The following is a 26575-nucleotide window of genomic DNA, read 5'->3' as shown; positions in this document are numbered from 1 at the left end:
AATAAAAGAATCAGTAGCTGCTGCTCTTTCCATCTGCGCACCTTGGCAAAACACGGTTTTATTGTTCGCGCCGAATCAGAAGACGCCAAACAGCGCCCCTGGAAGGCTGCGCACCGCGACACAACGCAAACGTTTGACCCGAGCAACCCAGAATCACTCCCCGCGATCTCGGCTCTCGGAACTGCTGTCGTCACCCAAGTATCAGACCGCCTCAACACGTTTCTTGCGGCAGCTCCCACCCTGCCCGAACGAGCTATCAACCGTTCGTTACTTGCCCAAATGTCGTTATGGCTTACTGACGACGAACACGACCAACTCCTCACAAACATCATGGATCTTGTTGAGGACTACCGTGAGCGAAACATTGACCCTGATAAGCGCCCCGTAGACGCTTTGCGCAACCACTATTTCCTCGCAGCAACACCCGAACTTAACGCATTCACTTCCCCATCCAACTCAGACCATTCTGCCGAGGAGAACTCGTGACTAACGCTCCAGAACGTCCACCCACTCCAGCGGCAATGCAGGTTTTACCGTCCGACGAAACCGCACACTTCGGCTCCACCAGCGAGGCGTTAAAAATCCCTGCCTACCGGCGTCTACTCACCGCATGGACAATTGGAAACGTTGGGGACTCCGCACTCTTTTTAACCATTGGCATCTGGGTAAAGACCCTCACCGGATCGGATGTCTTTGCTGCTTCCGTGTTTATTTTGGTCGGGATTCCCGCACTGTTTGCGCCACTTTTCGGGCTCATGGCAGACAAACTCTCCAGAAAACGGCTTGTTATCGTCACGGACACCGCAATCGCGCTAGTTGTCCTCAGTCTTCTATTCGTCAAAGATCCTTCTGATCTATGGCTCATTTATGCCGCGACACTGCTGTACTCGATGGCCACGTACGTGAATGCTGCCGCTCAAAGCGGTCTACTTCGAGACACTCTCCCCGAGCACCTACTCGCTCCAGCCAATGGGCTCTTTGGCAGCATCGATCAAGGGCTCCGCATTATTGCTCCGCTTGCAGCCGCGGGTGCATTTGCACTCTGGGGCATCGAACCAATCTTGATCATCACGGCGTTAACATTCCTTGGCAGCGCTGCTTTTATGGCTTCGCTACCGATTACCGAGACCCGCAACGATGTGTCGTCGCAAGAACATTGGCTACGCACGGCAGTAGCCGGATTCCACGAAATCTATACCCGCAAACGTTTGTGGAGATTCACCATCGCACTCACATTCATTGTTGCCGCTGGTGGTGCACTTAACGCTCTCATCTTCCCCATTCTTGATACGGGGCTTGGCCTGCGGCCGGAAATGCTATCTGTGTTCATTTCCATTCAAGGCGTTTTCGCTGTTATCGCCGGTTTGAACGCTTCACGAATTTTAAAGAGGTTCGGCTACACCACAACAATGGCCATTGGTGTTGCAGGGTTTGTCATCTCGTTTGCTGCATTGGCCATACCTAACGCGATAGCTGTGGCCGCCGCCATCTCACTACTGGGAATGTCGATGCCGCTGGTTATGGTGGCAACGATTACGTTGCGGCAACTTGAACTTCCACTCAACATGCAGGGTCGAGGCGGGGCCGCAATGAATGTACTTTTTAACGTGCCACAGGTCCTTATTTCGGCAGCAACGGCGGCACTTTTAGGGGTCATTAGTTACCCGTGGATTATTGCTGTAGCAACAGTCATTGCTGCCTGCGGGTTCTTCCCACTACTCGCCCAAAAACGCGCTACTTTTTAGCCGCAACGTAGATGTCTATGGTTTCCCAAAAGTGGTGACGAATATGATTCCGCACCACGTCCAGGTGCTGCGCAGGGGTATAGCTAGTACCGGGCTTGCGGTACGGGATTAACGTAATTGACTCGTCGAAAATGTGTTTTTCTATGAGCCGTTGCGCTTTACGCAACCGACGAATCAACTGATCGACGTTAAGTCCACGCAGTGCAAGCACCCCTTCACGGTTCACTTGTCGTAGCGTCCCTCGTGGCGGCTGCGGCTTTTCACGGTGTGCCAGAAGGCTAAGGTTGCGGGCAAAACTTTCATGCCAGGCCACGATATGAGCAAGCCCTTCTTGCATATTCCATCGATGGTTCACCATCACCTGTAGGTCAAGTTCAGGTGTTTTATACAAGCGAATGAAGTCTTCCACTTGCTGCTGTTCGGCCGCAAGTAACCGGTCAAGGTCTGACATCAGGGGTGCTCCAATGAACTGTTTTAATGGGCGTCCTGTTGTTGTAGGCGATGCGGGTTGAGGGCTTCACTCAGCACGGTGAGGGTCTCTGGGACGAGTGTGTAGTACGCCCATTTTCCGCGTTGTTCACGAGTGACAAACCCTGCGTCGACGAGCTGCTTCATGTGGTGCGACACGGTCGGTTGCGCAAGCCCTACAGGTCCAGTGAGGTCACATAAGCAGGATTCTCCTTGGGCTTGTGCGGCAATGATTGAGAGCAGTCGCACTCGTGTTGGGTCGCTTAGGGCTTTAAACATTCGCGCGATTTTGCTTGCTTCGTCGGTGTTGAGCGTTCCGTTAAGCAGTGGTGAGCAGCATCCTGTTTTCTCGGCAGTGCGGGGTGGAGGCGAGGTGGTCATGTTTCCATTCTGCCAGACATATTGACATTCATCGATACATCGATGAGTATCGATACGTCGATCGTTTTCACTGCAAAGGAGCACCATGAGCACCAACGCAACACCCCACAATGAACTACGCGAACAAGTACGCGAACGCTACGCCCAAGCAGCAAACGCCGTCCACGCAGGCACAGCCAACGCCAACCTCCTTGAACAAAGCAGCTCATGCTGCAACACCCCCGTTACCAGCGCCCAAGTTTTTGGTGTCACACTCTACAACGACGACACAGCCGCAGAACTACCCATAAAAGCTGTTGAAGCAAGCCTGGGCTGCGGAAACCCCACAGCAATCGCGCAACTTAAAGAAGGCGAACGAGTCCTCGATTTAGGTTCAGGCGGCGGAATCGACGTTCTACTCTCTGCACGACGAGTCGGCCCAACAGGCTTCGCATACGGCGTCGACATGACCGATGAAATGCTGGAATTAGCGCGCACAAATGCGGCACAAGCACAAGCCACAAACGTGGAGTTCCTCAAAGGCACCATCGAAGACATTCCACTACCAGACGGGTCCGTTGACGTCGTTATTTCAAACTGCGTCATCAACCTCTCCACAGATAAACCAACCGTGCTTTCTGAAATGTTCCGTGTTCTCACCCCCGGCGGACGAGTCAGCGTCTCTGACGTGGTCGCCGAAAATCACCTATCGCCGCAAGAACGCGCAGAACGCGGGCCATACGTCGGCTGCATTGCCGGATCGTTATCGCACAGCGAATACGTTGCAGGGCTAAACGCCGCCGGTTTCACGCACGTAAGCGTCGAATTCACTCACCAAGTAACTGACGGAATACATTCCGCCACCATCCAAGCGAGCAAGCCCGCACACTAACAAAACCTCATTCGTCGGACATGTAGGTGTGCATGCGAGCTCCAGCATCATTAAAAATGCTGATCACCTCCGCAGACGCGCCACCCCCAGCCGACATTGCGTGTGGGACACGAGTATCAAACTCTGCTGCTTCGCCACGCTCAAGCACGATGTCTTGCTCACCTAACCGAAGACGCAGTTTCCCTGTCAGCACATACAGCCACTCGTATCCGTCGTGCACGCGCAACGGCGGAAGAGTGGCTGTTGGCGGGTACGTAATTTTGTACGTATGGTTTGGCGATCCTTCAGGCGCCAACGGAGTAATAATCAGCCCGTTGCGGCGCACCTTAGGACGACGAACCCTCGGGTCAACGACATGCGGAGACAACAGGTCATCAATACGGATACCGAGCTTTCGGGTAAGCGGAAGCAGCAATTCCAAACTAGCTTGCCGCTTACCTGATTCCAGCCTAGAAAGCGTGCTCACGGATATACCTGCAGGTGTGGCAAGTTCTGCAAGCGTCATGCCTTGCTTTATGCGAGCAGCACGCAAACGGGCCCCTACTTGTGCAAGTTCCTTGTCCATATGCGCGATCCATTTCAAGGGTTTGCTATTTCCGCAATTTTTGTTGCCACTTCATCCAACACTACCTGAGAATAATTCTCATGAAGAGCACGCGTTTTACGCCAGACTGGGACACAATCATCATTGGTGGCGACGCCGCAGGACTATCCGCAGCCCTACTACTCGGACGATCACGACGAAAAACATTAGTCATCGACTCACACACCCCACGAAACCGTTTCGCACAAGACATGCACGGAGCCCTCGGACACGAAGGGTCCTCACCCGCTGACCTCCTCAGCACAGGCCGCCGCGAAGCAAGCAGCTACGGTGTTCATCTCGCCTCCGGACACATCCAACACGTCGAAAACATCCCCAACGGGTTACGCGTTCAACTCACCCACGGCGAAACACATGAAGCACGAACACTCATCGTGGCCAGCGGAGTAACAGACCGCCTACCTGACATTCCCGGCCCATAACCGTTTTTTCCGCACGCTTAGGCCCCCTAGACGCGTCAACCAAAAATCGTCTACATGCTCGCGGCATCACCCTCGTCGACTCACCCGTCATTGACATAACCCATCACGGCGACCACACCATGACAGTCCGCACCAGCGACGGAACAACCATAAAACTAGATGCCCTTTTTGCCGCACCAACAATGACACCAAACGATGCTTTCCTCACCTCACTCAACCTTGACCGCACCACAACACCCCACGGAGGTTCCCTACTTAAAGTTGATCAAGTAGGGAAAACCAGCCATCCACGCATTTGGGCTGCCGGCAACGTCATCGCCCCCATGGCAACCGTCCCCGTCGCATTAGGCGCAGGAACACTCAGCACAGGAGCAGTAAACAGCGAACTCGTCACCGAAGATTTCGCATTAGCAGAGGAAACCACCCATGCTTGACGAACACAACCCAGCCACATACTGGGAAAACCGCTACGCATCATCAAACAACATGTGGTCAGGACGAGTAAACAAGCCACTAGTCGATGTCGTATCTAGGTTGGTACCCGGTAGCGCACTAGACCTAGGCTGCGGCGAAGGCGGCGACGCAGTATGGCTAGCACAGCAAGGATGGACAGTCACCGGTATCGACCTATCACCAACAGCAGTCAACCGCGGACGCCAAGCCGCCACACAGGCAGGAATCCCAGGCTCGTCCTTACAGTTTGAAGCCGCCGACCTCACAACATGGGACACAACGGAACGCTACAACCTTGTCACAGCATCATTTTTACACTCGTGGCCTGCACTGATACCCCGCGAAAAAATCTTGCACCGAGCAACACGCTTCGTTGCCGAAAACGGGTACATGCTGGTCGTCGCGCACGCAGACGCACCCCCATGGGCGTCACCCGAACACACACACCAGCACGCATTCCCAACACCACAAGACGACGTGACCGCACTCAACCTCGACCCCACCACATGGGACATCATCACCTGCGAAACACACACCCGAGAAACCACAGGGCCAGACGGAACACCCGGAACCCTAACCGACAGCATCGTTTTCGTTCGACGAACAGCCCAATAAAACGAAAAGCCACGCTCGTAAGCGTGGCTTTTCGTTTTCTTATGTTGTGGAGCTAAGGGGACTCGAACCCCTAACCCCCTGCTTGCAAAGCAGGTGCGCTACCAATTGCGCCATAGCCCCGTACATTCACTAGTTGTACTGACCAGCGACAATCAATCGTACGTCAGTGATGGGCTTTCATAAAACTTTCAGAAGCGTTAACCGCATCACATTGCCCTGTTTTCACCTTGTTTTTAATGCGGCGAATCTAGTCACGGATCACGTAATCATCTAACGTTTTGGTAAAGGTTCTTAACACTACCGCCCCCACGGAGTCCCCTTGCTATCCCCCACATATTCGTCTGCACCTGCCGGTCTCGTCTTTGATTCTCGATACCAGGCACGTCAAACAGCGTCCGCTAGTCGAGCAACGATACTTTCCACGATGGTGACTTCTCCACTGAAGTTGAGTAATGCGAGTGATGAGCGTCTCTCCCTTGCGAGCCTTTGGCAACTTTCGCCACCTTTAAAAGCGCGTCGCACACCAGGGCAAAACATATAAAAATTTGCGTGGCAAAAAACGCGAAACTACGCCACATATCGCATTTCTTCTACTCGCTGAATTAATTCCAGCAGGTAGGTTTTTGCGCTCAAGGCAGGCAATCGATGCAGATTGCCTGCCTTTTTCAAAATCTATTTTGCCTAGTAGATAGGGGAGTTCAGCCCCTTACGTCCAAAAGTTTCCAGATCTAAAGTCCGTTTTAGTAAAGACCTTTACATTATTCTTCACTCGCCGGTCCGCCAGGCCGAACTTTTGATCCCGGGAGCATAATGCCCAGCTACACAACTCTTGCGCGCCGTTGCGCCCTTGCAGTCGCAGCGACTGTTGCCTTCGCTTTCCCTCTGACGGTAGGCACCTCAGCCGTTGCAGGCCCAAAATACGATTCATCATGCGCTTGCCCCAAAGATGGTTATGTTCCAGGTCTTGGAACACCTTCAACCAACAAAATCTTTAAAGACACCAACGTCAACGTCTTTGTTGGTGACGATTACGAGACAACCGCTTCAGAATCTGAAGGACTACTTGTCGTCCTTGACGACGCAACCATCTCCTCTTCGCTTTTCAACGTAGGAACAGCTGGCGGCGGGTCACTCATCGTCCCAGAAAACAATGCAGTCATGCTTGCAGTTGGCGATGAACTAGACATCCGTTCCAACCTGCACATCGGCCTGGGCTTCGCATCACAAGGCATCACCGGCGGTTCCGCGAAAGTTGGCGGAACCATTAGCGGACGCTACGACGCAGGTACGGGAACCGTCCGACAGAACCTCGGTTCACGTGCCACAGCACAATGGAAAAACTTTCCAAAAACAATCACACGTGAATCAAAGAAACTCAGCAAGCGCGCAACCAACACACGACACGAACTGTCGTACAACCGCTTGACGATTCCTTTCACGTACAAGGGTTCTACCTCTGTGGTGAGTATCCCTGCATCCAAGATCAACAAAGCACGCGGCCTTGAAATCGATTTCGTTGGTAACGCTCGCACAGCTGACCCAATCGTCATCAACGTCCAAGATGACACCAACGGTAAGTTCTCACTCGACCTCACTTCGTTCTTGAACGACGGAAACGTTGTAGATCTACGTGCAGAAGCCTTCGGCAACATTTCCAGCCGCGTCTTGTGGAACTTGGATTCTTCATTCCACGATGTGACTATCGGTGGTGCGGGTAAAGCCGGTTACCAAGTTCCAGGTTCGTGGCTTGTACCAAGCTACAAAGCTGATGTTTCCCTCAACTCGTCCACAAATGGTCGTGTATGGGTGAACGGTGACTTGACTGTTCACAAGCAAGGCAACGAACAGCACTCATACCCATGGATCGGCGAAGAACCATTCGACTGCGTCGACAAGCCAAAGCCTGAACCAAAACCAGAGCCAACCGAACCAACTGAGCCTTCGGAACCTGAACCAAAACCAGAGCCAACCGAGCCGTCGGAACCAGGCGAGCCAACTGAGCCAGTACAGCCAGAGCCAACCGAGCCAACTGACCCTTCGGAGCCAGGCGAACCTACTGAACCAACGGATCCATCAGAGCCAACTGAGCCGTCGGAACCGGGCGAATCAACAGATGAGCCTACCGAGCCTGGAACAGACAGCGGAACTCTTCCAACCCAAGAGCCACAGCCAACACCAACTGTTGAGGTTCTCGGCGAAACAATTGAAAAGAACCCTGAAGCAACTGACTTCCCTAACGCTGAAGGTTCAAAGTCCGACAACGAACTCGCACAAACCGGTGCTAACCCACTCTTCATCGCTCTCGGTGCGGCATGCCTCGCCTTGATCGGAATTGGTGGAGCGTTCATCGCCCGAGCTCGTCGCCAAAGCTAAAAACATTTGCGCCTGTGACCGTTCCATGAGGTACGGTCACAGGCGCATCTGCCCTGGCGGTCTTTTTAGCGCATTGATCTCTTTGCAGAGCTTGTATGCTTAGAGACTTTTTTCATGTGCGCTTTAGTCTTGTTTTTGTACGAAGAAGCTCTCGTGGCCTGCTTTTTCGCAGTTGTAGTATATGACTTTACTTTAGAAGTAGTGCCACGTTTTGCGTACTTTTTCACACTTGAGTAAGCCGACTTCGCTTTTTTCGCAGCAGTTGAGGTTCGTTTGTAATCTGCAACCGCTTTGTTGTACTCAGATTTTGCTTTCTTGTACGTTGCTTTTGTTTTCTTGGTTGCTTTTTTGGCGTAGGCGTATTTCTTAGCTTTGGCCAAGTTTTTCTTTGCAGTAAAGCGGTACGAGCTTGCAGATTTTTTCGCTTTTGCAGCCTTTGATGACGCTGTTTTTGCTGCCTTGAGCTGTGACTTGTACTTGTACGAGTAGTTCGCCGAAACGGTGGACTTGCTCTTTGAAGTCGCTACTTTTGTTCCTGGCAAAGCGTATGACTTGGGGCTCTTGTACTTTGCGAAGTTTTGGGTGGCGTACATGCACCCGTCAATCCAGTACACGCCGATGCCGATGGATGTGAAATCTCCAACGAGGTTTTTGTAGTGGCCAGGTGATTTGACCCAGTTGTTTGCGATGACTTGCGCTGATTTGCTGCCGTAACCGCACGCATATGCAACGTTTTCACCTGCGCGGGACCATCCGGATGGGATTTGCTTGGAATATGACGGGTTGTGCTTGAAGGCGTTGTTGCGCCCCATTTTTGATGACCAGTCATATGAAACGACAGTCACGCGGACGTCATATTTCAGTTTCTTTTTTCCAGCTTTTGCACGCACAGCGTTGGTTGCGTTAAAAATCGAAACAATATCTTTGTCGTATTTTTGCGCGGTTTTTGTGCTTGTTGCTGCGTGTGCGGACTCTGGCACTGGAGTTGCGATTACCAGTGTGGCGGCTAATGCGAGCGTAGCGACGCTGCCAATACTCTTTTTAAGCCATGCTGCTTCCATGCTGCATCCCCCGATGGGTAGTTTTATTCTCCTACTGAGGGGGATCGGCACCTCTTTTTACAAACTGAAGCCCTTCCTTCACATAATCTTTAAAAGTTGGTCTACCAGATACCAAGGAACCCGTTAACGACAAGCGGTAATGCGATTAACGTGACCTGAGTCACAGTTAAGCCATTTTTGTAGTATTCACAACAAGCATCGAAACCAGAAACAAGATTGAATAGAGCTATGACAAGCCAGAACTCCGATGACGTAAAAACCCTTATCTCTCCTTCAGGGACCTTCGAAATACATAGCGCTGGAGCACACATTACGCGCTGGGATACGCCCGAATTCGGTCCAGTTCTCTTTGTCTCCAAAGACTCGGGATACGGAGTTGGCACAGCAATTCGTGGCGGCATTCCTTTATGCATGCCGTGGTTTGGTCGCGGCCACACCGGAACGATGACTCCAAGCCACGGCTTCGGTAGGCTCGCAAATTGGCGTGTATTACGAGAAAAAGAAACACCAGTCGGCGAATGGACCATCGAATTAGGGCTCAATAACGATGACGTTCGTGAAACTGACGGCGCACAGCTTTTCCCCAACAGTTTCGAAGCAACATATACAGCCACATTTGCTGCAGACTCGCTGCATGTTTCTCTCACCATGCACAACACAGGCACGGAAGCCTTCCTCTACGAAGAAGCGCTACACACCTACTTTGCAGTTGGAGACATCACCCAGGTCGAAATCACCGGCCTCGAGATGGCACCATATGAAGACTCCGTAACCGGCGACGACGACGTACGCCCCACCCATAAAGCAGTAACCTTCACCGGCGAAACAGACCGTGTGTACTCCTCACGAGGCACCACAACCATCATTGATAAAGAGTTGCAACGCCTCATCAAAATAGAAAAGGCAAACTCAGCAGCAACAGTCGTCTGGAATCCTTGGTCTGAGCGTGCTGCTGCCATGAAAGATCTCGGCAACGACGAATGGCGCACGTTTGTATGTGTTGAGTCTGCAAATATTGGCGACGACGCAATCACCATTCAGCCAGGCGCAAGCCACACTATTTCTGCAACCTACACTGTCTTCGGTATCTGATCGACAGCACAAAGCCGGGCATCAACGATTCTGTTGATGCCCGGCTTTCGTCGTTTTATTGACGTGAGCGACCGTTTCGTACGCTCACGACTGCAACAGCAGCAAACACAATAAACCAACCAACGAAGTTAGCAAGCAGCATCCACATCTCGTCGAAGCCCTCAGCTGGTGGGGCTAATGCACCTTCAATTTGTGGCCACCGCGCCAACCCGACATAACCATAAAGCGGAGTGAAGTGTGCCATCTGCAGCATTGTTCCGGTCAAAGGCATAAACACGTTTCCGAGGAAAGCCATCAGTACCAGCACACCTGTTGCCACGCTTAACGCTGATTCAGATTTAAAATGCATCGCAACGGCAAAACCAAACAACGCATACAACGTTGCACCGCCCAAAATAATCAAGAAGCTTGATATCCAGATGGCTGGGCTGTCAGCTTTCGCACCAGTGAGTAATCCAGCGATAAAAAGTATCGTAATTTCAAAGGTTGTGACGATCAGCGCTACAACAACTTTCATTGCTACAACAGAACGGTTGGTCACCGGGGTAAGACCAACCTGTCGGCCCCACCCTTGCATTTGTTCAATGGCCGCCGTACCTGCAACCGAAGTAGCCGCTAAAGCTGCACCATAGGACGCCATAGAAACCATGGTGTAAAACTTGATGTTGCCGTTGCCAAACATTTCGTCGCCCATAGAAAACGAAGCGCCGAAAATCATGTACATCACCACGGGCATGGCAATGACAAAGGTGATGTTTCCGAAGTCTCGGAGTTGCCGAATAAGATCTATTCGAATGTATGTTGCGTTCACAGTGCAGCTCCTTGACCTGTGTTTTCTCCAGAGTCTTGTTCTTCAGTGGTGAGGTTCACGAAAGCTGCTTCTAGGCTTTGTGCTGAGATTTCTACATCGTGCGCGTTGAATGTGGTGAGCAGCGCTAACGCGACAGCATCGGAGTCGCTGGCAGTAATTTTTACTCGTGTTGCGTGAACAACCACGTTAACGACCCCTTCAATATTTTCTAGGGCAGTTACCGTCGCGTGGTCGAGTGTTTCAGGGAAGGACGCGGAAACGACGCGCCCTGAGGCGATGCTTCGTATATGCGCTGTTGCACCGTCGGCAATGATGCGACCTTGGTTAATGAGTATTGTGCGCTGCGCATACTGTTCTGCTTCTTCGAGGTAATGCGTTGCAAAGATAATTGTGCGTCCTGCTGCCGCGTCCGCTTGCATGGTGGCCCAGAATTCGCGGCGCGCATTCACATCCATGCCTGCTGTGGGTTCGTCGAGAATGAGAAGTTCAGGGTTGGGCAGGAGCGCCAAAGCAAACTTTAAACGCTGCTGTTCTCCACCCGAGCATTTAGACACTCGTCGATCTAGCAAGGGCGCTAAACCTGTTTTTTCTACGATGTCAGCTATTGCTGAACTTTTGTTGTGTAGTGACGCTATTGCTTGGAGTGTTTCTTTTACTGTGAGGTCTCGGAGTAGTCCTCCAGTTTGCAGGACTGCCGATACTTTCCCATCCGATACCGCCTTGCTGGGGAGGTCACCTCCCACTTCAATTGAGCCGCTCGTTGGTGCGGTAAGACCCAAAATCATGTCGATTGTGGTTGTTTTACCCGCGCCGTTCGGACCTAAGAAAGCAACTATTTCACCGCGCTCAATAGTCACGTCTACGCCGTTTACAGCTTTTACTATGCCGTGGGCTGCTTTAAATTCTTTATGCACAGCACTCAGCACAACCGCTGGCTTATGTTTTTCCATGTCAATAGTCTGCCGTGTAACTAGGGCAGTTAGAAAGGGCGAGTGTCAGTGGGGTTCACTAATGTGTTGAGAACAGAAGCAATCCGGCTTTTGTAACTCTTCTAGTTGCAGAGGACTAGCCCGCATGACTATTAACCTCAACGCGTACATTTCGTACCGAAACGAAGCACGAGAAGCACTTACGTTCTATCAGTCAGTACTCGGCGGTGAACTCACACTTACCACGTATGGCGAATACCCAGGTATTCCCGGCGGCGGTGAAGACGATGCAATCATGCACGGTCAACTCATCACGGAACATGGACATGTCATCATGGCATCAGACATGCCTGATGACGTTACCGAAAACGCCCCGTCTCGCATCGGCATGTCATTTTCTGGTGATGACGTCGACGGTCTCACCGGATATTTCAATGGCTTAAGTGAAGGCGGGAACGTTATCGAGCCGCTCGCTGATGCACCATGGGGCGACCGTTTTGGCATGTTCACCGATAAGTTCGGCATCATATGGTACGTCAACATCCTCGTTAGCGAAAAGCTAGATCAAGAGCAGCTGTATTCTTTGCTGACTCGTGCGATGAAAGCCCACGCGAGAAGCAGTATTGCTCCACCCGCGAGGTAGGGCTGAATCGGCTCAAAAAATTGGATTGCGCCACTGTATCCCAGTGCTAGCAGAACTAGTTTGTTGCAGACGGGGCAGCCCACGGCAAAGAACGTTACGAACCCGCCGAGCATGCCTAGTTTGCCGCCTTTTTCGTCGGGCATTGTTGCATCTTTTCGACGCACATAGGTGGCAGCCACTAGACCGGCAAGCACTGCGTTTGCGATGAGTACTGGCCACGCCCACGCGGTTGGTGGTATTTCTCGGCCAAACCATGGGTTGGGTATTAAAACCGTTGGGATTCCAACCATCAGGATTGTTGCCGCACTTGTTAGTGCGGCAACAATCCAACGCCGCGTCTCCCACAAGCGCAGCTCTCGGGCCATCCGTGTGACGAGGTTGACCCGCTTTGGAAGTAAAGGTTGTACACCTGCTTGGTTAAACAGTGTGTCGAGTTGTTTAGACGTGTTTGTGGGTGGCGTTGTCATGCTGCTCATCATCTTTAATGTGCTGGGGCGGGGCGGAACATGCGGCGTTCATGGGCAGGAAACAGCGTCCAGTAAAAACCGAGACGACGAGTACACCCACAAGTACAAGGAGCGGGATTGCGAGGAGTGGCTGCGCTAGTGATTCAAGCGCAACACCGAACACCATGAGAGCGACGACTGCGCGCAGGATTCGTTCAGGGACGCTTGCGGTTGTTGTGGAACACATGGGCGCTACTGATTGTGCGAGAGCGTAGTGCTGATGGTGTTTTGTACTGCTTGCATGTCTGTGTTTTTGACGTTCTCGATGAGGGCGTCGAGTTGCCGTCCGTTGAGGATTCCGGCTTTTTCGTACATGATGACACCGTCGCGGAACACAACGAGGCTGGGGATTGACCTGATTTTGAATCCTGCTGCGAGTTCTTGTTGTTCGTCTGTGTTGACTTTACCGAACACGACGTCTGGGTGGCGTTGTGCTGCGCTTTCATAGATAGGCGTGAAGCGGTTGCAAGGCATGCACCATTCCGCCCAGAAGTCGATGAGCGCGATTCCGCTGTCGGGGATCTGTGAGCGGAAATTTTCCTTGGTGATGTCGATAGTAGCCACATAACGAAGATACCCCCAGGGGTATCCTGTGGCAAGTGGTTTCCCGTCACACCTCAAGCAGTGAAGGTATTTGCCCCACCGCTAAGGTGAAGCCCTCTTCCATACCCATCTCAAGGACCTGAAGCAGGCTGTCTTCCGAGTCATATTGGCTCGTGAAAACGACCGTGGTGGTATCACCCTCGTCGATAAGTTCCACCTTGGTGTTATTGGTGGGCATACTCAAGTCAGGCATGCCCTCGGCATCAGAAAAACCATCAATGAATTCAAGTCGTGGAAAAGACACGACGTTAATGCGCCACCAGCCGTGAGCTTCCGAACCATCTGGGCCTGTCATGTGATACCGAACTTCTCCGCCCGGCTGAAACTCGTAACGACTAAACGTTGCAGGCCATGTGGGCGGACCCCACCAGCGCTCTAATTTACGCGGGTCAGAAAACACTTCCCACACACGTTCAGCTGGTGCTTGAAAAACCACGGTTGCAACAACGGTGGAGCCGGATCGTTTAAACACAACATCAGACATTTCTTACCCCCATAGGCTCAAAGGCTACGACGACAAAAAGCCACGAAAAAAGCGCGGGCAAGCCGCCTGCCCCCACTAGTCACGCTACGTCTGACGCACCGCACACGCAACAGGGAAACCCTCGCTATTCAGAGCAGCGACAGCACGCAAATTCTCTTAGAAATTTTGGGTTATGAGATGCGTTCTGCCTGACCAGCACGCCAATACCCCATGAACGCAACTCGCTTGCGGTCCACCCCTAATTCAGAGACCAAGTATCGTCGCATGCGCTTAATCGCGCTTGATTCACCAGCCAACCACGCATACAAACCCGTGCTTTGTTCAACCTCTGGTGATTCCCATAAAAGTTCTGCATCAACGTTGATGTCCTCTAAAGGCTGGGGCATCTGCGAGCGCGCGGATTTGACGAGGTGTTGGTTGTTGTCTGCCCATTCGTGTAGGGCAGGTAGGAGGAGTGTTCCTACTGGTAGGCCGTTTCTTGGGAGGTAGGTGATGGTGGTGTGGGGGTGGGTTGTTATGTCGAGGGTGTCTTCGGTGGCGGGTACTTCGATGAATGCTGTTGCGTGAATGTGGGTGGGGAGTTTTTCGAGGATTCCGGCGATTGCTGGGGCGGCGGTTTCGTCGCCCATGAGGAGGATGTTGGTGGCTGTTCCGGGGCGGAAGTCTATGCCGATGTGGGAGTGGCTGCTGCGGGCGTCTGGTCCGACGATGATGACGGTGTCTCCGGGTTGTGCGGTGTGGATCCATGCGCCGCCGGGGCCTGTTGGTCCGTTGTGGTCGTGGTGGATGACGAAGTCTATGTCGAGGGTTTTGGTGGCGGCGTTGATGGTGCGCACTGTGTAGGTGCGGAATGGGCTGCGTTGGTCGTCGGGGAGGGCTCGCCAGCGTTCGTACCAGTCGCCTTTGATGAGTGATTCTTCGTTGTCGAGTCCGAGGTCGGTGTAGCAGTTTGGGGTGTGTGGGAAGACGATTTTGACGCGTTGGTCGAGTGCGTGTTCGGCGAAGTGGTTGAATTCTGGTCCGGTGAATCGTACTCGGGTGAAGTGGGGGCTTAGTTGGGTGACCGATACGACGTGCGCATGGTAGGGCCGGTATGAGGGGTAGTGCACCTCGCTGTCCATAAGCGTCATTGTTGCACTGTTCATGTAGAGCCACTCCTTGAGCCTGTGAATTTATGTCAACTTAGGATAGGCTACACTAACTTTGCCTATGATGCTTTGACCTGCACACACTCAGGAAAGAACCATAAAATGCACACAAGACGACCAAAAATACTTACCGCGGCCGCACTACTCATCGCTGGAGCATTAGCGCTCAGCGGCTGCTCTGACTCCTCAACGGCCGCGAAACAAACAAGTTCTCCCGAATTTGAAGCCGTCACCATCGAACACGCGCTTGGCACCGCCAAAATCACCGAACAGCCAGAACGCGTGGTCACCCTCGGTATGGGATCCGCTGAAACAGTCATCGCCCTCGGCACCACGCCCGTCGGCGTCGAAGAATACCCGTGGGGTAGCGACGACACCGGCTACCTTCCATGGATCCACGAAGCTATTACCAAGCAAGGCACAGAGCTTCCAACACAGTTCACCGGAAGCACCGAACTCGATATTGAAGCGGTTCTCGCCCTCGAACCAGACCTCATCCTCGCGCCATGGTCGGGTGTCACCCAAGAGCAATACGACCTGCTCGCCGATATTGCGCCAACCGTCGCCTACGAAAAAGAGCCATGGGTCATCACCTGGCAAGAGCAAATCCAGGTGATCGGTAAAGCCCTAGGCAAAACCCAAGAAGCCGAACAGCTCATCACCGACCTCAACAGCCAACTAGCTGAAGCAGGCCGCGACGAATACAAAGACGTCACGTTCTCCTACATTTACAACACCGGCCCGGGCAGCCTCGGCGTATTCTTTGAAACTGAACAACGCGTAGCCATGGTTTCCGCGCTCGGCCTCACCGTCGACCCAGTCGTCGCAGAACTACGCGAATACGAGGTTGAAGGCACCGACTCGGCACTCATCGGATTAGAAAACGCCGACAAGCTCGCCAATTCAGACCTCATTTTCACGTTCTATTCAGACCCACAAAACAAAAAAGAAATTGAAGCACAACCGCTATACCAGCAGATTCCCGCTATAGCTCAAGGCGCGATCGTCGCACCGACAGACCAGCCGTTCGTGACCGGATCATCCATCATCAACCCACTCACCGTCCCATGGGCACTCGAACGTTTCGTTCCACTCGTCGACGAAGCATTAGCGAAAACCAAGAAATGAAAACGCGCGTAAGCCTCACCCCACCGATAGTCCTCATCATCGCTTGTGTGGGGCTTACGCTCGCCATCCTCGCAAGCGTGCTGTTAGGCGGGAAGATCACCACGCTACGTGACGCTATCGACGCATTCAACGGCGTCAGCAACCCACACATCACCGGAGTGTTCGACGCCCGAATAAACCGGACAATCATGGGCGTGTTGTGCGGGTCGGCACTTGCCGTTTCTGGGCTCATCATTCAAGGGATTACCCGCAATCCACTCGGCGACCCCGGACTGTTAGGAATATCTTCTGGTGCTGCCGCCGCAGTCGTTACAGCGGCGGCAGTCACCGGCTCCAGCATTGGCACACACTCCATCTGGGTGGCCCTCGTCGGGGCCGGCCTCACAGCGGTTGTGGTGTATGCCGTGAGCGCACGCACCGGCACCGCAAGCATCATCACGCTGCTCCTCACCGGCGCTGTCATTTCGGCGATTTTGAGCGCATACATTCAAGCCATTATTTTGACCAAACCTGCCGTGTTCAACTCGTTTCGGTTTTGGGTTATCGGTTCACTTGGTGGCCGCGACACCGACATCACCGTTGCTATTGCCCCCATCATCGCTGCCGCTTTTGTTCTTGCAGCACTCCTCGCCACCTCCCTCAACAACATTTCCCTAGGCGACGACGTCGCAGCAGCCCTAGGAACCCGCGTCACTCTTGTCAGGGCGCTCGCCCTCGCCGCCGCGGCATCCCTCGCGGCAGCCGCAACAGCAGCAGTTGGCCCAATCGCGTTCGTGGGGCTCGTCGTCCCGCACTTAGCCAAATCGTTTATACGCTGGGATCACCGCTGGCTGCTGCCCATCACCGCAATCCTTGGGGCAACGCTGCTGCTCCTCGCCGACACGGTAGGACGGGTCATCGCCCGCCCAGAAGAAATCGGAACCGGCATCATGACCGCCTTCATCGGTGCGCCCTTCCTGCTCTACGCAGTCAACAGAGGATGGGCTACCCGATGACAACGCCAGCCGCCCGCGCACGCGCCACCCGTATATACGTTGCCGCAACGCTACTACTGCTCCTCATAACCGCCCTCGCGACACTCACACTCGGAAAACTAGGCATCCCCTTCCACGACATACCTGCCGCTTTCCTCGGCGAAACACAAGGAAAAACAGCGTTCGTGTTCGAAAAATTACGCGGACCCCGCCTAGCAACCGCCCTGTGCGCTGGCGCACTACTAGGCATCTCCGGTGCGCTCTTTCAAAGCGTCACCCACAACCCCTTAGGAAGCCCCGACGTTATTGGGCTCGGAGCAGGCGCCGGAGCAGGCGCAGCAATCTCTGTTCTTGCCTTCCCTACCTTGCCCACCGCATTCGGGGCTATCGCCGGGGCAGGACTTGCCACACTCCTCGTCTTCATATCGACAGGACGAGGCTTCACATCCCCACACCGCACCATCATCGCGGGTATTAGCGTTGCCGCACTGGCCTACGCAATCACCGAATACGTTGTGAGCACCCAACTACGCGAATCAGCTTCACAACTAGCGGCATACCTCGTCGGGTCCCTCAACGCATCAAACATTCAAGACATCACCATCGGAGTATGCGCGCTAGCAGTCGTACTACCCGCATCGCTTGCCCTCAGCACCAACGCCACTTTCCTGAACATGGGAGACCACGCAGCGCAAAGCGTCGGCGTTGACCCTGCACGCACCCGCACTTACGCCATACTTTTGTCTGTCATAGCAGCAGGAAGCGCCGTCGCCATTGCCGGCCCCATCGCATTCATTGCGTTAGCAGCCCCACACATCGCCCGCAAAGCAACCAAAACCTCACACATCAACGTGTGTACGTCAGGCTTAACTGGCGCGCTCTTGCTCACCTTCGCAGACCTCGTCGCCCAACACTTTCCGCCGCTTAAAGGGCTACCCGTTGGAGTCATCACCCTAGGAATCGGTGGCGCATACCTCGGCTACCTGCTCATCCACGAACAGGCGAAAGGCAAAATTTAATGCACGAACAACACAACGCCACCGGACTACATATCAGCGGCGGGCAACTCGGTTATCACGGAAAAACCGTGTGCGAGAACCTCAACTTTTCTGTGCCTGCCGGAGAGTTCACCGCAATTATTGGACCAAATGGTTGCGGAAAATCTACCGTTTTAAAAACCCTCGCGCGCACACTGCGTCCGCTCTCTGGCGAAGTATCCCTGAACAGCGAAAACGTGTGGAACATTCGACCCAAAAAGTTTGCACAACACGTCGCATCACTACCGCAACATCCCATCTCGCCCGAGTCACTCACAGTGAAAGAGCTCGTCGCCCGTGGACGACACCCCTACCATTCCCTACTCACACGCACCCACCCCGACGATGCTGCGGTCATCGACCACGCATTACATGCGACAGGTGTAGCACCCTACGCCCAGCGACCACTCACCGAACTGTCTGGCGGGCAACAACAACGCGCCTGGATAGCCATGGTTTTAGCGCAAGAAACCGACTACGTACTGCTCGACGAGCCCACATCATTCCTAGATCTCGCCCACCAAATCGAGTTACTTCATTTATGCCAAGACATTCGCGCACAACACCGCACAGTCGTTGCCGTACTGCACGACATCAACCAGGCCGCCCGGTACGCTTCACACCTTGTTGTCATGCATCACGGCCGTATCGTTCGCGCTGGAACACCCAACGATGTCCTCGACGCTGAACTCGTATCCACGGTTTTTGGTATCGACTGTGTCATCGAGAGTGACTCACAAACCGGCTCACCTGTCGTCACAGTCAAAAACCGCCAATAACAGCAAAGCATAAACTTAGAATCTGTGTTCTCTGGAACGTGCAGTTCTTAGGCTTGACCTTGACACGATACACATAGTGCGGTTCCATGGAGTTAGCCCACCTCCTGCTGGGAGGCTGGGAAGTAAGAGCCAGGATCCCCGCCATATGACGGGACCTGGCTTTCGCGTTTAATAGCAGTCATTAAATATCGTGCCGAGTAATATTTCCAAACAATCGCTCAGCCCACTGCTTATTTCCTGCTTCGCTTTCCCCAAGTGCGCCAAGTATCTGGTCTGGCACCCAAAGCATTGGTTCTTTTGAAGGCACTTCAATGTAAACCCGCAAAGTACGTGGCATTGCTTTACGTCCACGCAGGTTCTCTATGAGACGCATATCTTTATCATTAAGTGACTGTGTACGGTTTTCAAGAAATACAGAGCTGACTCCGACCTCTCCCAGTTCAGCGAGAAGCCGTTCTAAACACTTAGCACGCGCTCGCTCTTGGCGACGAGGATCCATAGGCGCGGCGACCACCACCATATGAGCTACATCGATCCGATTAAGAAGGTTTATTGACTTCTTTTTCGCTGCATTGTCCATCTCCCGCCAATGCAGTTTAGGGCCCTTCTTGCGCAGCCTATGAAGGTTTTCGCGAATATCCTCGCACGACAACGGATCGGCTATACATGCACCAAGCATATAGATCGGTTCTGAGACGTGTTTTGTGCGCATGCTCTCATCCACCCAAGCATGCAAAGCGAATGAATCTACTGAGTTTATTTCATTGCTCATGTCGCGTTCTGCGCATTTTTATCAACTTTGACTTCAGGGATCTTTTCACTGATGTTCACGGCTACGACTATTACAGAGCCTGACCAACATAACAAGCGCTCCTGCGCGCGCCTAAGCCCAAGGGGCGGCTGCGCGACTTTCATCGCGCAACCGCCCCTCTTCCCCCGAGCGTTTAACTAGTGCTAGACGTACAACGGAGTGAGCTCGAGGTAGTCCTCAAGCGTTCCGTCACGCAAACACACTTCAATGATCTGACGGCCCAATGGGTCAAGGTCGTCCGTCAAGAACTGCTTCAGTTCTGACTTGAAGAAGTCAGTAACGATCTTGGCGCCCGCATCGTATGCTTCAACACCAACTTGGCTTTGGTTTTCCGGCTGCAAGAAGGTTGGACGAATCATCTGACCGTCAATCTTTACTTCTTTCAACGCGTACCCAAAGAGTGCGCAACGTGCAGGAGTGAGGTTGTCTGCCTTAATCTTGCCGCCACCACGACGTGCCAAGTATTCGCGGGTGAGCCACTCTGCAGTGAACCCAACCTTGTATGCACCGATGTGTTGGTTAGGGGTAAGAACGTAGCGGGTGCGTGGCGAATCCACGATCTGCTTCAACAGCAGGTTCGCGGCTGCAACCTTTGTTCCCGTGGAGAATGGCCAGTACGAACCGACACCCTCAGAAACCATGCCACCAGAATTGATGGTCTTCTTTTCGTCTTTGGTTTCACCAATCGACGGGTTCTTGTCGCCGCGTGGCGCAATGAGTCGCCACAACCATGCCAGCGCTGGTGGAACGACATGCATCATGCCCATGATTCCGTAGCTTGAACCGTTACGGGTACATGCCGGTTGGCGTACACCGAACGTACGGATATCAACTTCGGTTGGTTCGCCAATGACGTCTTGGATCATGCGACGAGGAATCACAACGCGTGGGTTCGGGCAAGGCTTCCCGTTTGAGTCGAGCGTGTGCTCCCATGGCAGACAGGTCGCGTTAGGGGTTCCATCAATGTTGAAGAACACCAGCGGTGCGTCTGGGTGGATAACAGCACGTTCGAAGAGTGGGTCTTCGCCGTAGGTTTGCATGTTGTCGACACGCACAAACCATCCGTCTTCCGCGTCAGCAACAACGAGTTTGCCTGATTCGTTTTGGATGTCAATGTGGCACAAAGTCATGTCGTCTGTCACTGGGGCCAGTGCTGACGATTCTGCCAAGTTGATGAAGTAAGGCTCGTCGGTGACAACGTTTGTGCCCAGCAAGATGCGGCCGTCGTGTTGACGACGAATGTCTTGGCACATTTCTGATTTTCCACCACCGGAGGCACCTTCGTGCATGATGACGGTTTCGTTGTCGTATGGCGTGGTGACGCGCACGGAACTTGCGTGAGCGGTGAGCCAGCCTTCTGTTTCGCCGATGTCGAGCAGCGCCGAGAACACACCCTTTTTAGCGGAGGGTCCTGGGTATAGGTTGTAGGCGTAAATTTCGTGCAGGGTTTCGGTGCGGTCGTGTACGACTACCTGACGTCCATCAAAGTGTGTGTGCCTAAATGGTGGGGCTGCATACAGGATTGACCGTGGCGTGAATGGGCCTATTTCGTCAAGAGTTACCCAGCCTTGCAGGTCAACAAGTGCTGTTGCAAAGAATGCCGTGTTGGCGGGAACAATAGCTAATGATGGTGAACCGTAGGTGAGGCCACCGGCTTTAAATGGCACGACGATGAGCTCTTGCTCAGCAAGCCAGTCTAGGGTTTCTTGCTTTACCGACGCGAAGTCGTATCCGTATTTGTCTTTAAAGCGGGGCTTATCGGTTGGTCGGTCGTCAGCGACACGCATGCAGTCTGGGTCGCGGCGACGCATATAGTCTTCTGGATAGTTGACTGCGATACCGTTACGGCAACGGACAACATCCGCTTCTTTAACTACACCGTTGTTGGGTACTTGGAAAAGAACCTCGAAGGTGTCTGCCCCTTCTGGACCAAGAGACAGTTCATACAATTCGGCGCGGGTGGCCGGGATCGTGATTTTTGGCGCTTTCTTTAGGGCCTCTGCAACAGCAGGAGGCAGGTCTACGCCATTCAAGAGCTCCAGCAAATTCGTCCTCCTCAAACAAGCCGGCCACACACATACGTTGCTGTAGGTGCGCGTGCCGTCGTTGGCTTCATGGTGAGAAGCAACGCACCAACACCCTTGTGGGGTGCTGGTGCGTACAGGCCGTGCTCCAGAAGAACGGTTAGACAATGACGGAGCGTAACCTCGTATACACCATTGACGTAGACCTTAACTCTTCTTTACCTTTCTATACTGGGACTTTAGGCTTTACTTTTCTGACAGTTCGCCCATTCGCCCCAGTAGGGCAGATAGTTCAGCGGCCAAGTTTGGCGAGTAATTCGTTGTTGGATGGCTCAACCATGTGTGTCCCATCAGGGAATACAACAACTGGAATGTTCTTACGTCCGCTAATTTCTTCAGCGATAACGGCGGCGTCCGGCTGGGCGACGAGATCAACGTACGTGTATTCGACGCCTTCACGGTCAAAAACGCCCTTAGCGCGGCGGCAGTCACCGCACCAGTCTGCTCCATACATAGTGATCATGTTTTTCTGTGGCTGCACCTTCGTCACCCTCTTTTCTGTGTTCTCTCGGTGAGATGATCGGCTGAAAAACTGTGCCTCACGGTGCACGTGAAGCTTACCACCCTCAACACAACATTGCGGCGCACTATTCCACGATTCCCACATGTGACGCGCATTCCACCAGCCTTAACGTTTATAGCCAGTCGTTGAGTCGCATCATTTTTGGTGCGCAACCATGTCTTTCCTTGATTCGATACATCAACCGTTGAACAGGAAACCGTCACCGGTTCGTCTTACTGTGGATTCACCGCAGACACCTCCACAACAGACGGGAGCGGACCCATGAGCAGCGAATACCGGTATGTCATCGTCGGCGCAGGAACAGCCGCGGACGCTGCTGCGCGAGGCATCCGAGAACGCGACCCATCTGGCACGCTCCTCATCATCGGGTCAGAAAGCTATCCTCCCTACGACCGCCCACCGCTGTCTAAATCCTTGTGGAAGAAAGGCGACGTGAGCACTGTAGATTTCCACACTGCCCAAGACACAGATGCCACCGTCTGGACGGACACCACCGTGGTGGAACTCCATCCCGAACACCATGAAGTCGTAACTCATGACGGCACACGAGTGTCCTACAGCAAATTACTACTCGCTACCGGTGGAACCCCACGCACAATTTCTCCAGCCAGCAACAAAGTCGTGTACTTCCGCACGCAAGACGACTTTGCAACATTACGTGCGCAGGCAACACCCGAACACCACATTGCAGTCATTGGTGGAGGATTCATCGGCATCGAAATCGCTTGTGCTTTAGCCGGAACAGGCGCGCGAGTCACACTCGTTGTGTTTGACGAAGTCGTAGGCGCAAGCGTGTATCCACCAGGGCTGTGCACGGCAATCACTGATGCGCTCACCCACAACAACGTGAAGATTTTGACTCGTCGGCAAGCCGTTGAAATTGAAGAAACCGCGGAGCAAGTAACCGTGTATTTCGATGCGCACCCAGCTATACACGTTGATGCGGTTGTCGCGGGCCTCGGCATAACACCGAACATTTCTTTGGCACGCGACGCCGGATTACCAACGGAAGCGCAAGGGGTTGTAGTCAACCAGTACTTACAAACCTCAGACACAGACATTTATGCAGCCGGCGACATTGCCTACTTCCCTGACGTTCTCCTAGGTCGACGACGCGTAGAGCACGTAGATCAAGCGCACAAGTCAGGGTTATGTGCTGGAAAAAATATGGCGTTAGCCAACGAACCCTACACGCACACCCCGTTCTTTTATTCCGATATTTTTGAATTAGGCTTTGAGGCTGTTGGTCGCTTAAATTCTGCTTTCGACATGTTCGAAGACTGGGTGCCCGAAAAAGAAAACAAACAAGGCATTGTTTACTACATTGATGACGGCGCACTAGTTGGAGTTTTACTATGGAATGTATGGGATTCCACGGATAAAGCACGTGAAGCACTACGCCAATTCGGCAATCAAGACTCAATACATGCGCCAGAAAAGCAACTAAAAGGGCTTATTCCGATGTAAAAGAGTAAATAATAAAAACATGATGAAAAATACTGTGATGTGAGTCCGCGGTTCCTTAATACGCCTTTGAGTTTAGGCAAGAAACAGGTTTGTTTCGTAAGGTGGAGGAATGTCATTCGCAAAGAAAGATTCAAGTGGTGGGTCCACGGTAGCCCGAAAGGTCTTCTGGCCTGCGGCTATCGTCGTGCTCATCTTTGTCGGATTCTCGCTCTTCGCCCCCACAGTCGCTGAAAGTTTCTTCAAAACACTTCAGACACAAGTCATCAACACATTCAGTTGGTACTACGTTCTGATCACGGCAGGGTTTGTGCTGTTCTGCTTGTACGTTGGCTTCTCCAAGTACGGTGACATCAAACTCGGAAACGACGACGACGAACCAGAATTCTCCAATCTTTCATGGCTCGCCCTGCTCTTTGCCGCAGGAATGGGAATCGGTCTGATCTTTTACGGACTCAGCGAACCCCTCAGCCACTACTCAAACCCTCGGCCTGGAATAAACGGAACACCCGAGTTCCTTGCACAATACTCACTGCGGCAAACTTACCTGCACTGGGGAGTCCACGCCTGGGCCATTTATGTTGTCGTTGGTCTTGCCCTCGCCTACGCGATACACCGCCGAAAGCGACCACTATCCATTCGTTGGGCGCTTGAACCCCTCCTTGGCAAACGCGTTAAAGGAAAAACCGGAGACCTCATCGACGTTGTTGCACTCGTCGGAACAATCTTTGGTGTTGCCACATCCCTCGGTTTGGGTGTCATGCAAATTGCCAGCGGTATCGAATCCATCGGGTTCGCTAAACCTTCGCTTGGTCTCGAAATCGGCATCATTATTATCATCACCTGCTTCGTGATTTTCTCCGTTGTCACAGGCGTTGCCAAAGGTATGAAATGGCTGTCAAACATCAACCTCATCGTTGCTGCTTTGCTGCTCCTGTTCATTCTGGCTGTTGGCCCGACCCTCTTCTTGCTGCGCGACTTCGTGCAGTCAATCGGCTCATACCTGCAAAACTTCATCGGAATGAGCTTCACCGTTTCTGCTTTCCAAGGTGAAGCCGGCGAAGCCTGGCAAGGCGCATGGACAACCTTCTATTGGGGTTGGTGGATGTCATGGGCACCATTCGTGGGCGTGTTCATCGCCCGTATTTCTAGGGGCCGAACCGTACGCCAGTTCGTCATTGGAGTTCTACTCCTACCAACCATGGTGACGTTCTTGTGGTTCTCCGTTATTGGTGGAACCGGTGTCTATTTTGAACTCACGGGCAAAGCGTCCCTTATCAACCCCGATGGCAGCGTTGATATTGAAGGCTCGCTATTCCAACTCCTGAGCAACCTTCCAGGCACGACTATTTTGACCATCGGTTTCTTGCTCTTGATCGCGGTGTTCTTTATTACCTCTGCCGATTCCGGCGCGCTCGTCATGGCCATGATTGCTTCTGGCGGAAACACGGAACCAAAAACATGGCTGCGTGTTTCCTTCGCTAGCTTGTCCTCGCTCCTTGCAATCGCCCTACTCATCGCCGGTGGGCTATCCGCGTTGCAAACAGCCGCGATACTCATAGCGCTGCCGTTCTCCGTGATAATGATCCTTATTTGTTGGTCCACTATCACCGCTTTTGGCCGTGAAACTCGCGCCTATGAGAAAGCTCAACGCGCAGCATTCCGCGACCACATCGGTGAATATTACGGCCTCGAAGTTGAAGAACCAGAGCAGCGCATTACCGGCCCAAGGTTACGGTGGCCGCTGCGTCGTCGTCCTGCACCAACCGCAAAGTTGACGCAGTCATCAACGTATTATGGCGGTTCAGAAGCACCAACAGCAGGAACCATCCTTGCGCCCGACGTGCCGCTAATCAACGATGTGAGCATCTTGCCTGAAGCTCCTTCAGATGACACGAACACGCTCAACACTGGAGATGGCCCAACCAGCGAACAAGACAACACACAAACCCGCGATAATGGGTGATCGTGTGCTTGTCGGTATCTCGCTTTAGGCTGGTGAAATGGACGTTATCTATTCCACAGCAACATCCGTCAACGGTTACATCGCAGATCAAGAAAACTCGCTTGACTGGCTGTTTGAAGCAGACGCTTCACTCGTGCCAGATCATGCCGAATTTTTGACCACTGTTGGTGCGATCGTTATGGGTGCCACCACATACGAATGGCTTATGCACACTCAAGGAGTGCTTGACGATCCATCAATGTGGTCATCAATTTATGGCACGATACCGACCTTCGTGTTCACGCATCGCGACCTTCCCGTTCCGGCTGGTTCAAACATCATGTTTGTGCAAGGCGACGTTACAGATCATGTTGACGCCTTTGAGAAAGCAACCGTTGACAAGAAACTGTGGGTTGTTGGCGGAGGCGATCTCGCCGGGCAGTTTATTGATGCGGGGCTACTCACCGAAATCGTGTTAAGCATTGCACCTGCAGCGGTGTCTGGCGGCGCGCCTGTGCTACCACGAACAGTCTCGGCTCAGCAGTTACATCTTGTAACAGCCAAGCAGCATGGCCAGTTCGCTCAACTCACATATTCGCTGTCATACGACGAATAATCGTC

At 53.0% G+C, this 26575-nt stretch carries 30 protein-coding genes and 1 tRNA gene; 16 read left to right on the top strand and 15 right to left on the bottom strand.

All coding sequences use genetic code 11. From position 1 onward, the window contains the following. Positions 1-42 precede the first annotated feature (42 nt). Positions 43-486: a hypothetical protein gene (locus ACR9EC_RS09745; protein ID WP_435299038.1), complete on the top strand. Its 444-nt coding sequence runs from the start codon at positions 43-45 to the stop codon at positions 484-486. Then, complete coding sequence (locus tag ACR9EC_RS09740) at positions 483-1745, top strand: MFS transporter (RefSeq protein WP_435299037.1); 1263 nt, start codon at positions 483-485, stop codon at positions 1743-1745. Before ACR9EC_RS09745 ends, ACR9EC_RS09740 begins: the two co-directional genes overlap by 4 nt. Here ACR9EC_RS09740 and ACR9EC_RS09735 read toward each other — a convergent pair. Beyond that, positions 1735-2196: a hypothetical protein gene (locus tag ACR9EC_RS09735; RefSeq protein ID WP_435299036.1), complete on the bottom strand. Its 462-nt coding sequence runs from the start codon at positions 2194-2196 to the stop codon at positions 1735-1737. The two genes, ACR9EC_RS09740 and ACR9EC_RS09735, sit on opposite strands and share 11 nt — an antisense overlap. A gap of 23 nt (positions 2197-2219) precedes the next feature. Further along, on the bottom strand, positions 2220-2594 hold the full coding sequence (locus tag ACR9EC_RS09730) for an ArsR/SmtB family transcription factor (protein WP_435299035.1): 375 nt from the start codon (positions 2592-2594) through the stop codon (positions 2220-2222). An 85-nt stretch (positions 2595-2679) separates the two neighbouring features. On the opposite strand from ACR9EC_RS09730, the gene arsM reads away from it, so the two are divergent. Then, positions 2680-3465: an arsenite methyltransferase gene (gene arsM, locus ACR9EC_RS09725; RefSeq protein ID WP_435299034.1), complete on the top strand. Its 786-nt coding sequence runs from the start codon at positions 2680-2682 to the stop codon at positions 3463-3465. A 7-nt stretch (positions 3466-3472) separates the two neighbouring features. Here the strand turns inward: arsM and ACR9EC_RS09720 are convergent, their stop codons facing one another. After that, positions 3473-4030 (bottom strand): helix-turn-helix domain-containing protein, encoded by a 558-nt coding sequence (locus ACR9EC_RS09720; protein WP_435299033.1) that lies wholly within the window; start codon positions 4028-4030, stop codon positions 3473-3475. Between the two features lie 80 nt (positions 4031-4110). Here ACR9EC_RS09720 and ACR9EC_RS09715 point away from each other — a divergent pair, with 80 nt between their 5' ends. The 3 genes from ACR9EC_RS09715 to ACR9EC_RS09705 are packed head-to-tail and all read left to right on the top strand — an operon-like array spanning position 4111 to position 5559. Then, positions 4111-4491 carry an FAD-dependent oxidoreductase gene (locus ACR9EC_RS09715; protein ID WP_435299032.1) on the top strand — a complete coding sequence of 127 codons (381 nt, stop codon included), beginning with the start codon at positions 4111-4113 and terminating at the stop codon, positions 4489-4491. After that, on the top strand, positions 4488-4925 hold the full coding sequence (locus ACR9EC_RS09710; protein WP_435300644.1) for an FAD-dependent oxidoreductase: 438 nt from the start codon (positions 4488-4490) through the stop codon (positions 4923-4925). Before ACR9EC_RS09715 ends, ACR9EC_RS09710 begins: the two co-directional genes overlap by 4 nt. After that, positions 4918-5559: a class I SAM-dependent methyltransferase gene (locus ACR9EC_RS09705; protein ID WP_435299031.1), complete on the top strand. Its 642-nt coding sequence runs from the start codon at positions 4918-4920 to the stop codon at positions 5557-5559. Before ACR9EC_RS09710 ends, ACR9EC_RS09705 begins: the two co-directional genes overlap by 8 nt. A 47-nt stretch (positions 5560-5606) precedes the next feature. Here ACR9EC_RS09705 and ACR9EC_RS09700 read toward each other — a convergent pair. Then, a tRNA-Ala gene (locus ACR9EC_RS09700) sits at positions 5607-5679 on the bottom strand. Positions 5680-6369: 690 nt separating this feature from the next. Here ACR9EC_RS09700 and ACR9EC_RS09695 point away from each other — a divergent pair. Next, positions 6370-7932 carry a choice-of-anchor A family protein gene (locus ACR9EC_RS09695; protein WP_435299030.1) on the top strand — a complete coding sequence of 521 codons (1563 nt, stop codon included), beginning with the start codon at positions 6370-6372 and terminating at the stop codon, positions 7930-7932. A gap of 65 nt (positions 7933-7997) precedes the next feature. Here the strand turns inward: ACR9EC_RS09695 and ACR9EC_RS09690 are convergent, their stop codons facing one another. Next, complete coding sequence (locus ACR9EC_RS09690) at positions 7998-8993, bottom strand: CAP domain-containing protein (RefSeq protein WP_435299029.1); 996 nt, start codon at positions 8991-8993, stop codon at positions 7998-8000. A 228-nt stretch (positions 8994-9221) separates the two neighbouring features. On the opposite strand from ACR9EC_RS09690, the gene ACR9EC_RS09685 reads away from it, so the two are divergent. Then, entirely contained in the window at positions 9222-10085 is an 864-nt protein-coding gene (locus tag ACR9EC_RS09685) for a D-hexose-6-phosphate mutarotase (protein WP_435299028.1), read from the top strand. Between the two features lie 55 nt (positions 10086-10140). On the opposite strand, the gene ACR9EC_RS09680 is transcribed toward ACR9EC_RS09685, so the two are convergent. Further along, complete coding sequence (locus ACR9EC_RS09680) at positions 10141-10896, bottom strand: ABC transporter permease (protein ID WP_435299027.1); 756 nt, start codon at positions 10894-10896, stop codon at positions 10141-10143. After that, positions 10893-11846, bottom strand: coding sequence for an ABC transporter ATP-binding protein (locus ACR9EC_RS09675; RefSeq protein WP_435299026.1), 954 nt, complete (start codon positions 11844-11846; stop codon positions 10893-10895). Before ACR9EC_RS09675 ends, ACR9EC_RS09680 begins: the two co-directional genes overlap by 4 nt. 124 nt (positions 11847-11970) lie before the next feature. On the opposite strand from ACR9EC_RS09675, the gene ACR9EC_RS09670 reads away from it, so the two are divergent. Then, the gene (locus ACR9EC_RS09670; protein WP_435299025.1) at positions 11971-12468 is read left to right on the top strand and encodes a VOC family protein; all 498 of its coding nucleotides are present in this window, start codon (positions 11971-11973) and stop codon (positions 12466-12468) included. On the opposite strand, the gene ACR9EC_RS09665 is transcribed toward ACR9EC_RS09670, so the two are convergent. The 5 genes from ACR9EC_RS09665 to ACR9EC_RS09645 form a co-directional block, all read right to left on the bottom strand. Beyond that, a complete protein-coding gene (locus ACR9EC_RS09665; protein WP_435299024.1) occupies positions 12390-12935 on the bottom strand; it encodes a hypothetical protein in 546 nt (181 codons plus the stop codon). The genes ACR9EC_RS09670 and ACR9EC_RS09665 overlap by 79 nt on opposite strands. Then, the gene (locus tag ACR9EC_RS09660; protein ID WP_435299023.1) at positions 12907-13161 is read right to left on the bottom strand and encodes a hypothetical protein; all 255 of its coding nucleotides are present in this window, start codon (positions 13159-13161) and stop codon (positions 12907-12909) included. Before ACR9EC_RS09660 ends, ACR9EC_RS09665 begins: the two co-directional genes overlap by 29 nt. Positions 13162-13166: 5 nt before the next feature. Then, on the bottom strand, positions 13167-13538 hold the full coding sequence (locus ACR9EC_RS09655) for a thioredoxin family protein (RefSeq protein ID WP_435299022.1): 372 nt from the start codon (positions 13536-13538) through the stop codon (positions 13167-13169). A gap of 46 nt (positions 13539-13584) precedes the next feature. Then, entirely contained in the window at positions 13585-14061 is a 477-nt protein-coding gene (locus tag ACR9EC_RS09650) for an SRPBCC family protein (protein ID WP_435299021.1), read from the bottom strand. Between the two features lie 170 nt (positions 14062-14231). Beyond that, entirely contained in the window at positions 14232-15206 is a 975-nt protein-coding gene (locus ACR9EC_RS09645) for a siderophore-interacting protein (protein WP_435299020.1), read from the bottom strand. A gap of 105 nt (positions 15207-15311) precedes the next feature. Here ACR9EC_RS09645 and ACR9EC_RS09640 point away from each other — a divergent pair, with 105 nt between their 5' ends. Genes ACR9EC_RS09640 through ACR9EC_RS09625 form a run of 4 tightly spaced genes read left to right on the top strand, consistent with a single transcriptional unit; the run spans position 15312 to position 19127 of the window. Beyond that, positions 15312-16337 (top strand): iron-siderophore ABC transporter substrate-binding protein, encoded by a 1026-nt coding sequence (locus tag ACR9EC_RS09640; protein WP_435299019.1) that lies wholly within the window; start codon positions 15312-15314, stop codon positions 16335-16337. Continuing rightward, on the top strand, positions 16334-17332 hold the full coding sequence (locus ACR9EC_RS09635) for a FecCD family ABC transporter permease (protein ID WP_435299018.1): 999 nt from the start codon (positions 16334-16336) through the stop codon (positions 17330-17332). The genes ACR9EC_RS09640 and ACR9EC_RS09635 overlap by 4 nt, the downstream gene beginning before the upstream one ends. Beyond that, a complete protein-coding gene (locus tag ACR9EC_RS09630) occupies positions 17329-18330 on the top strand; it encodes a FecCD family ABC transporter permease (protein WP_435299017.1) in 1002 nt (333 codons plus the stop codon). Before ACR9EC_RS09635 ends, ACR9EC_RS09630 begins: the two co-directional genes overlap by 4 nt. Then, positions 18330-19127, top strand: coding sequence for an ABC transporter ATP-binding protein (locus tag ACR9EC_RS09625; RefSeq protein WP_435299016.1), 798 nt, complete (start codon positions 18330-18332; stop codon positions 19125-19127). The genes ACR9EC_RS09630 and ACR9EC_RS09625 overlap by 1 nt, the downstream gene beginning before the upstream one ends. Positions 19128-19308: 181 nt before the next feature. On the opposite strand, the gene ACR9EC_RS09620 is transcribed toward ACR9EC_RS09625, so the two are convergent. The 3 genes from ACR9EC_RS09620 to ACR9EC_RS09610 form a co-directional block, all read right to left on the bottom strand. Then, complete coding sequence (locus ACR9EC_RS09620) at positions 19309-19899, bottom strand: hypothetical protein (RefSeq protein ID WP_435299015.1); 591 nt, start codon at positions 19897-19899, stop codon at positions 19309-19311. 182 nt (positions 19900-20081) lie between these two features. Beyond that, positions 20082-21983, bottom strand: a complete 1902-nt coding sequence (locus ACR9EC_RS09615) for a DUF4914 family protein (protein ID WP_435299014.1) — start codon at positions 21981-21983, stop codon at positions 20082-20084. Positions 21984-22254: 271 nt separating this feature from the next. Then, positions 22255-22485, bottom strand: a complete 231-nt coding sequence (locus ACR9EC_RS09610; protein WP_435300643.1) for a glutaredoxin family protein — start codon at positions 22483-22485, stop codon at positions 22255-22257. A gap of 321 nt (positions 22486-22806) precedes the next feature. Here ACR9EC_RS09610 and ACR9EC_RS09605 point away from each other — a divergent pair, with 321 nt between their 5' ends. The 3 genes from ACR9EC_RS09605 (at position 22807) to ACR9EC_RS09595 (ending at position 26570) form a co-directional block, all read left to right on the top strand. After that, positions 22807-24012: an NAD(P)/FAD-dependent oxidoreductase gene (locus ACR9EC_RS09605; RefSeq protein ID WP_435299013.1), complete on the top strand. Its 1206-nt coding sequence runs from the start codon at positions 22807-22809 to the stop codon at positions 24010-24012. 109 nt (positions 24013-24121) lie between these two features. After that, positions 24122-25975 carry a BCCT family transporter gene (locus tag ACR9EC_RS09600; protein ID WP_435299012.1) on the top strand — a complete coding sequence of 618 codons (1854 nt, stop codon included), beginning with the start codon at positions 24122-24124 and terminating at the stop codon, positions 25973-25975. 37 nt (positions 25976-26012) lie between these two features. Continuing rightward, positions 26013-26570, top strand: coding sequence for a dihydrofolate reductase family protein (locus tag ACR9EC_RS09595; protein ID WP_435299011.1), 558 nt, complete (start codon positions 26013-26015; stop codon positions 26568-26570). The last annotated feature ends 5 nt before the right edge of the window (positions 26571-26575 follow it).

It is taken from the genome of Timonella sp. A28 (assembly GCF_051200815.1).
GTDB lineage: Bacteria > Actinomycetota > Actinomycetes > Actinomycetales > Cellulomonadaceae > Timonella.
This window is presented reverse-complemented; position numbering and strand designations above follow the sequence as displayed.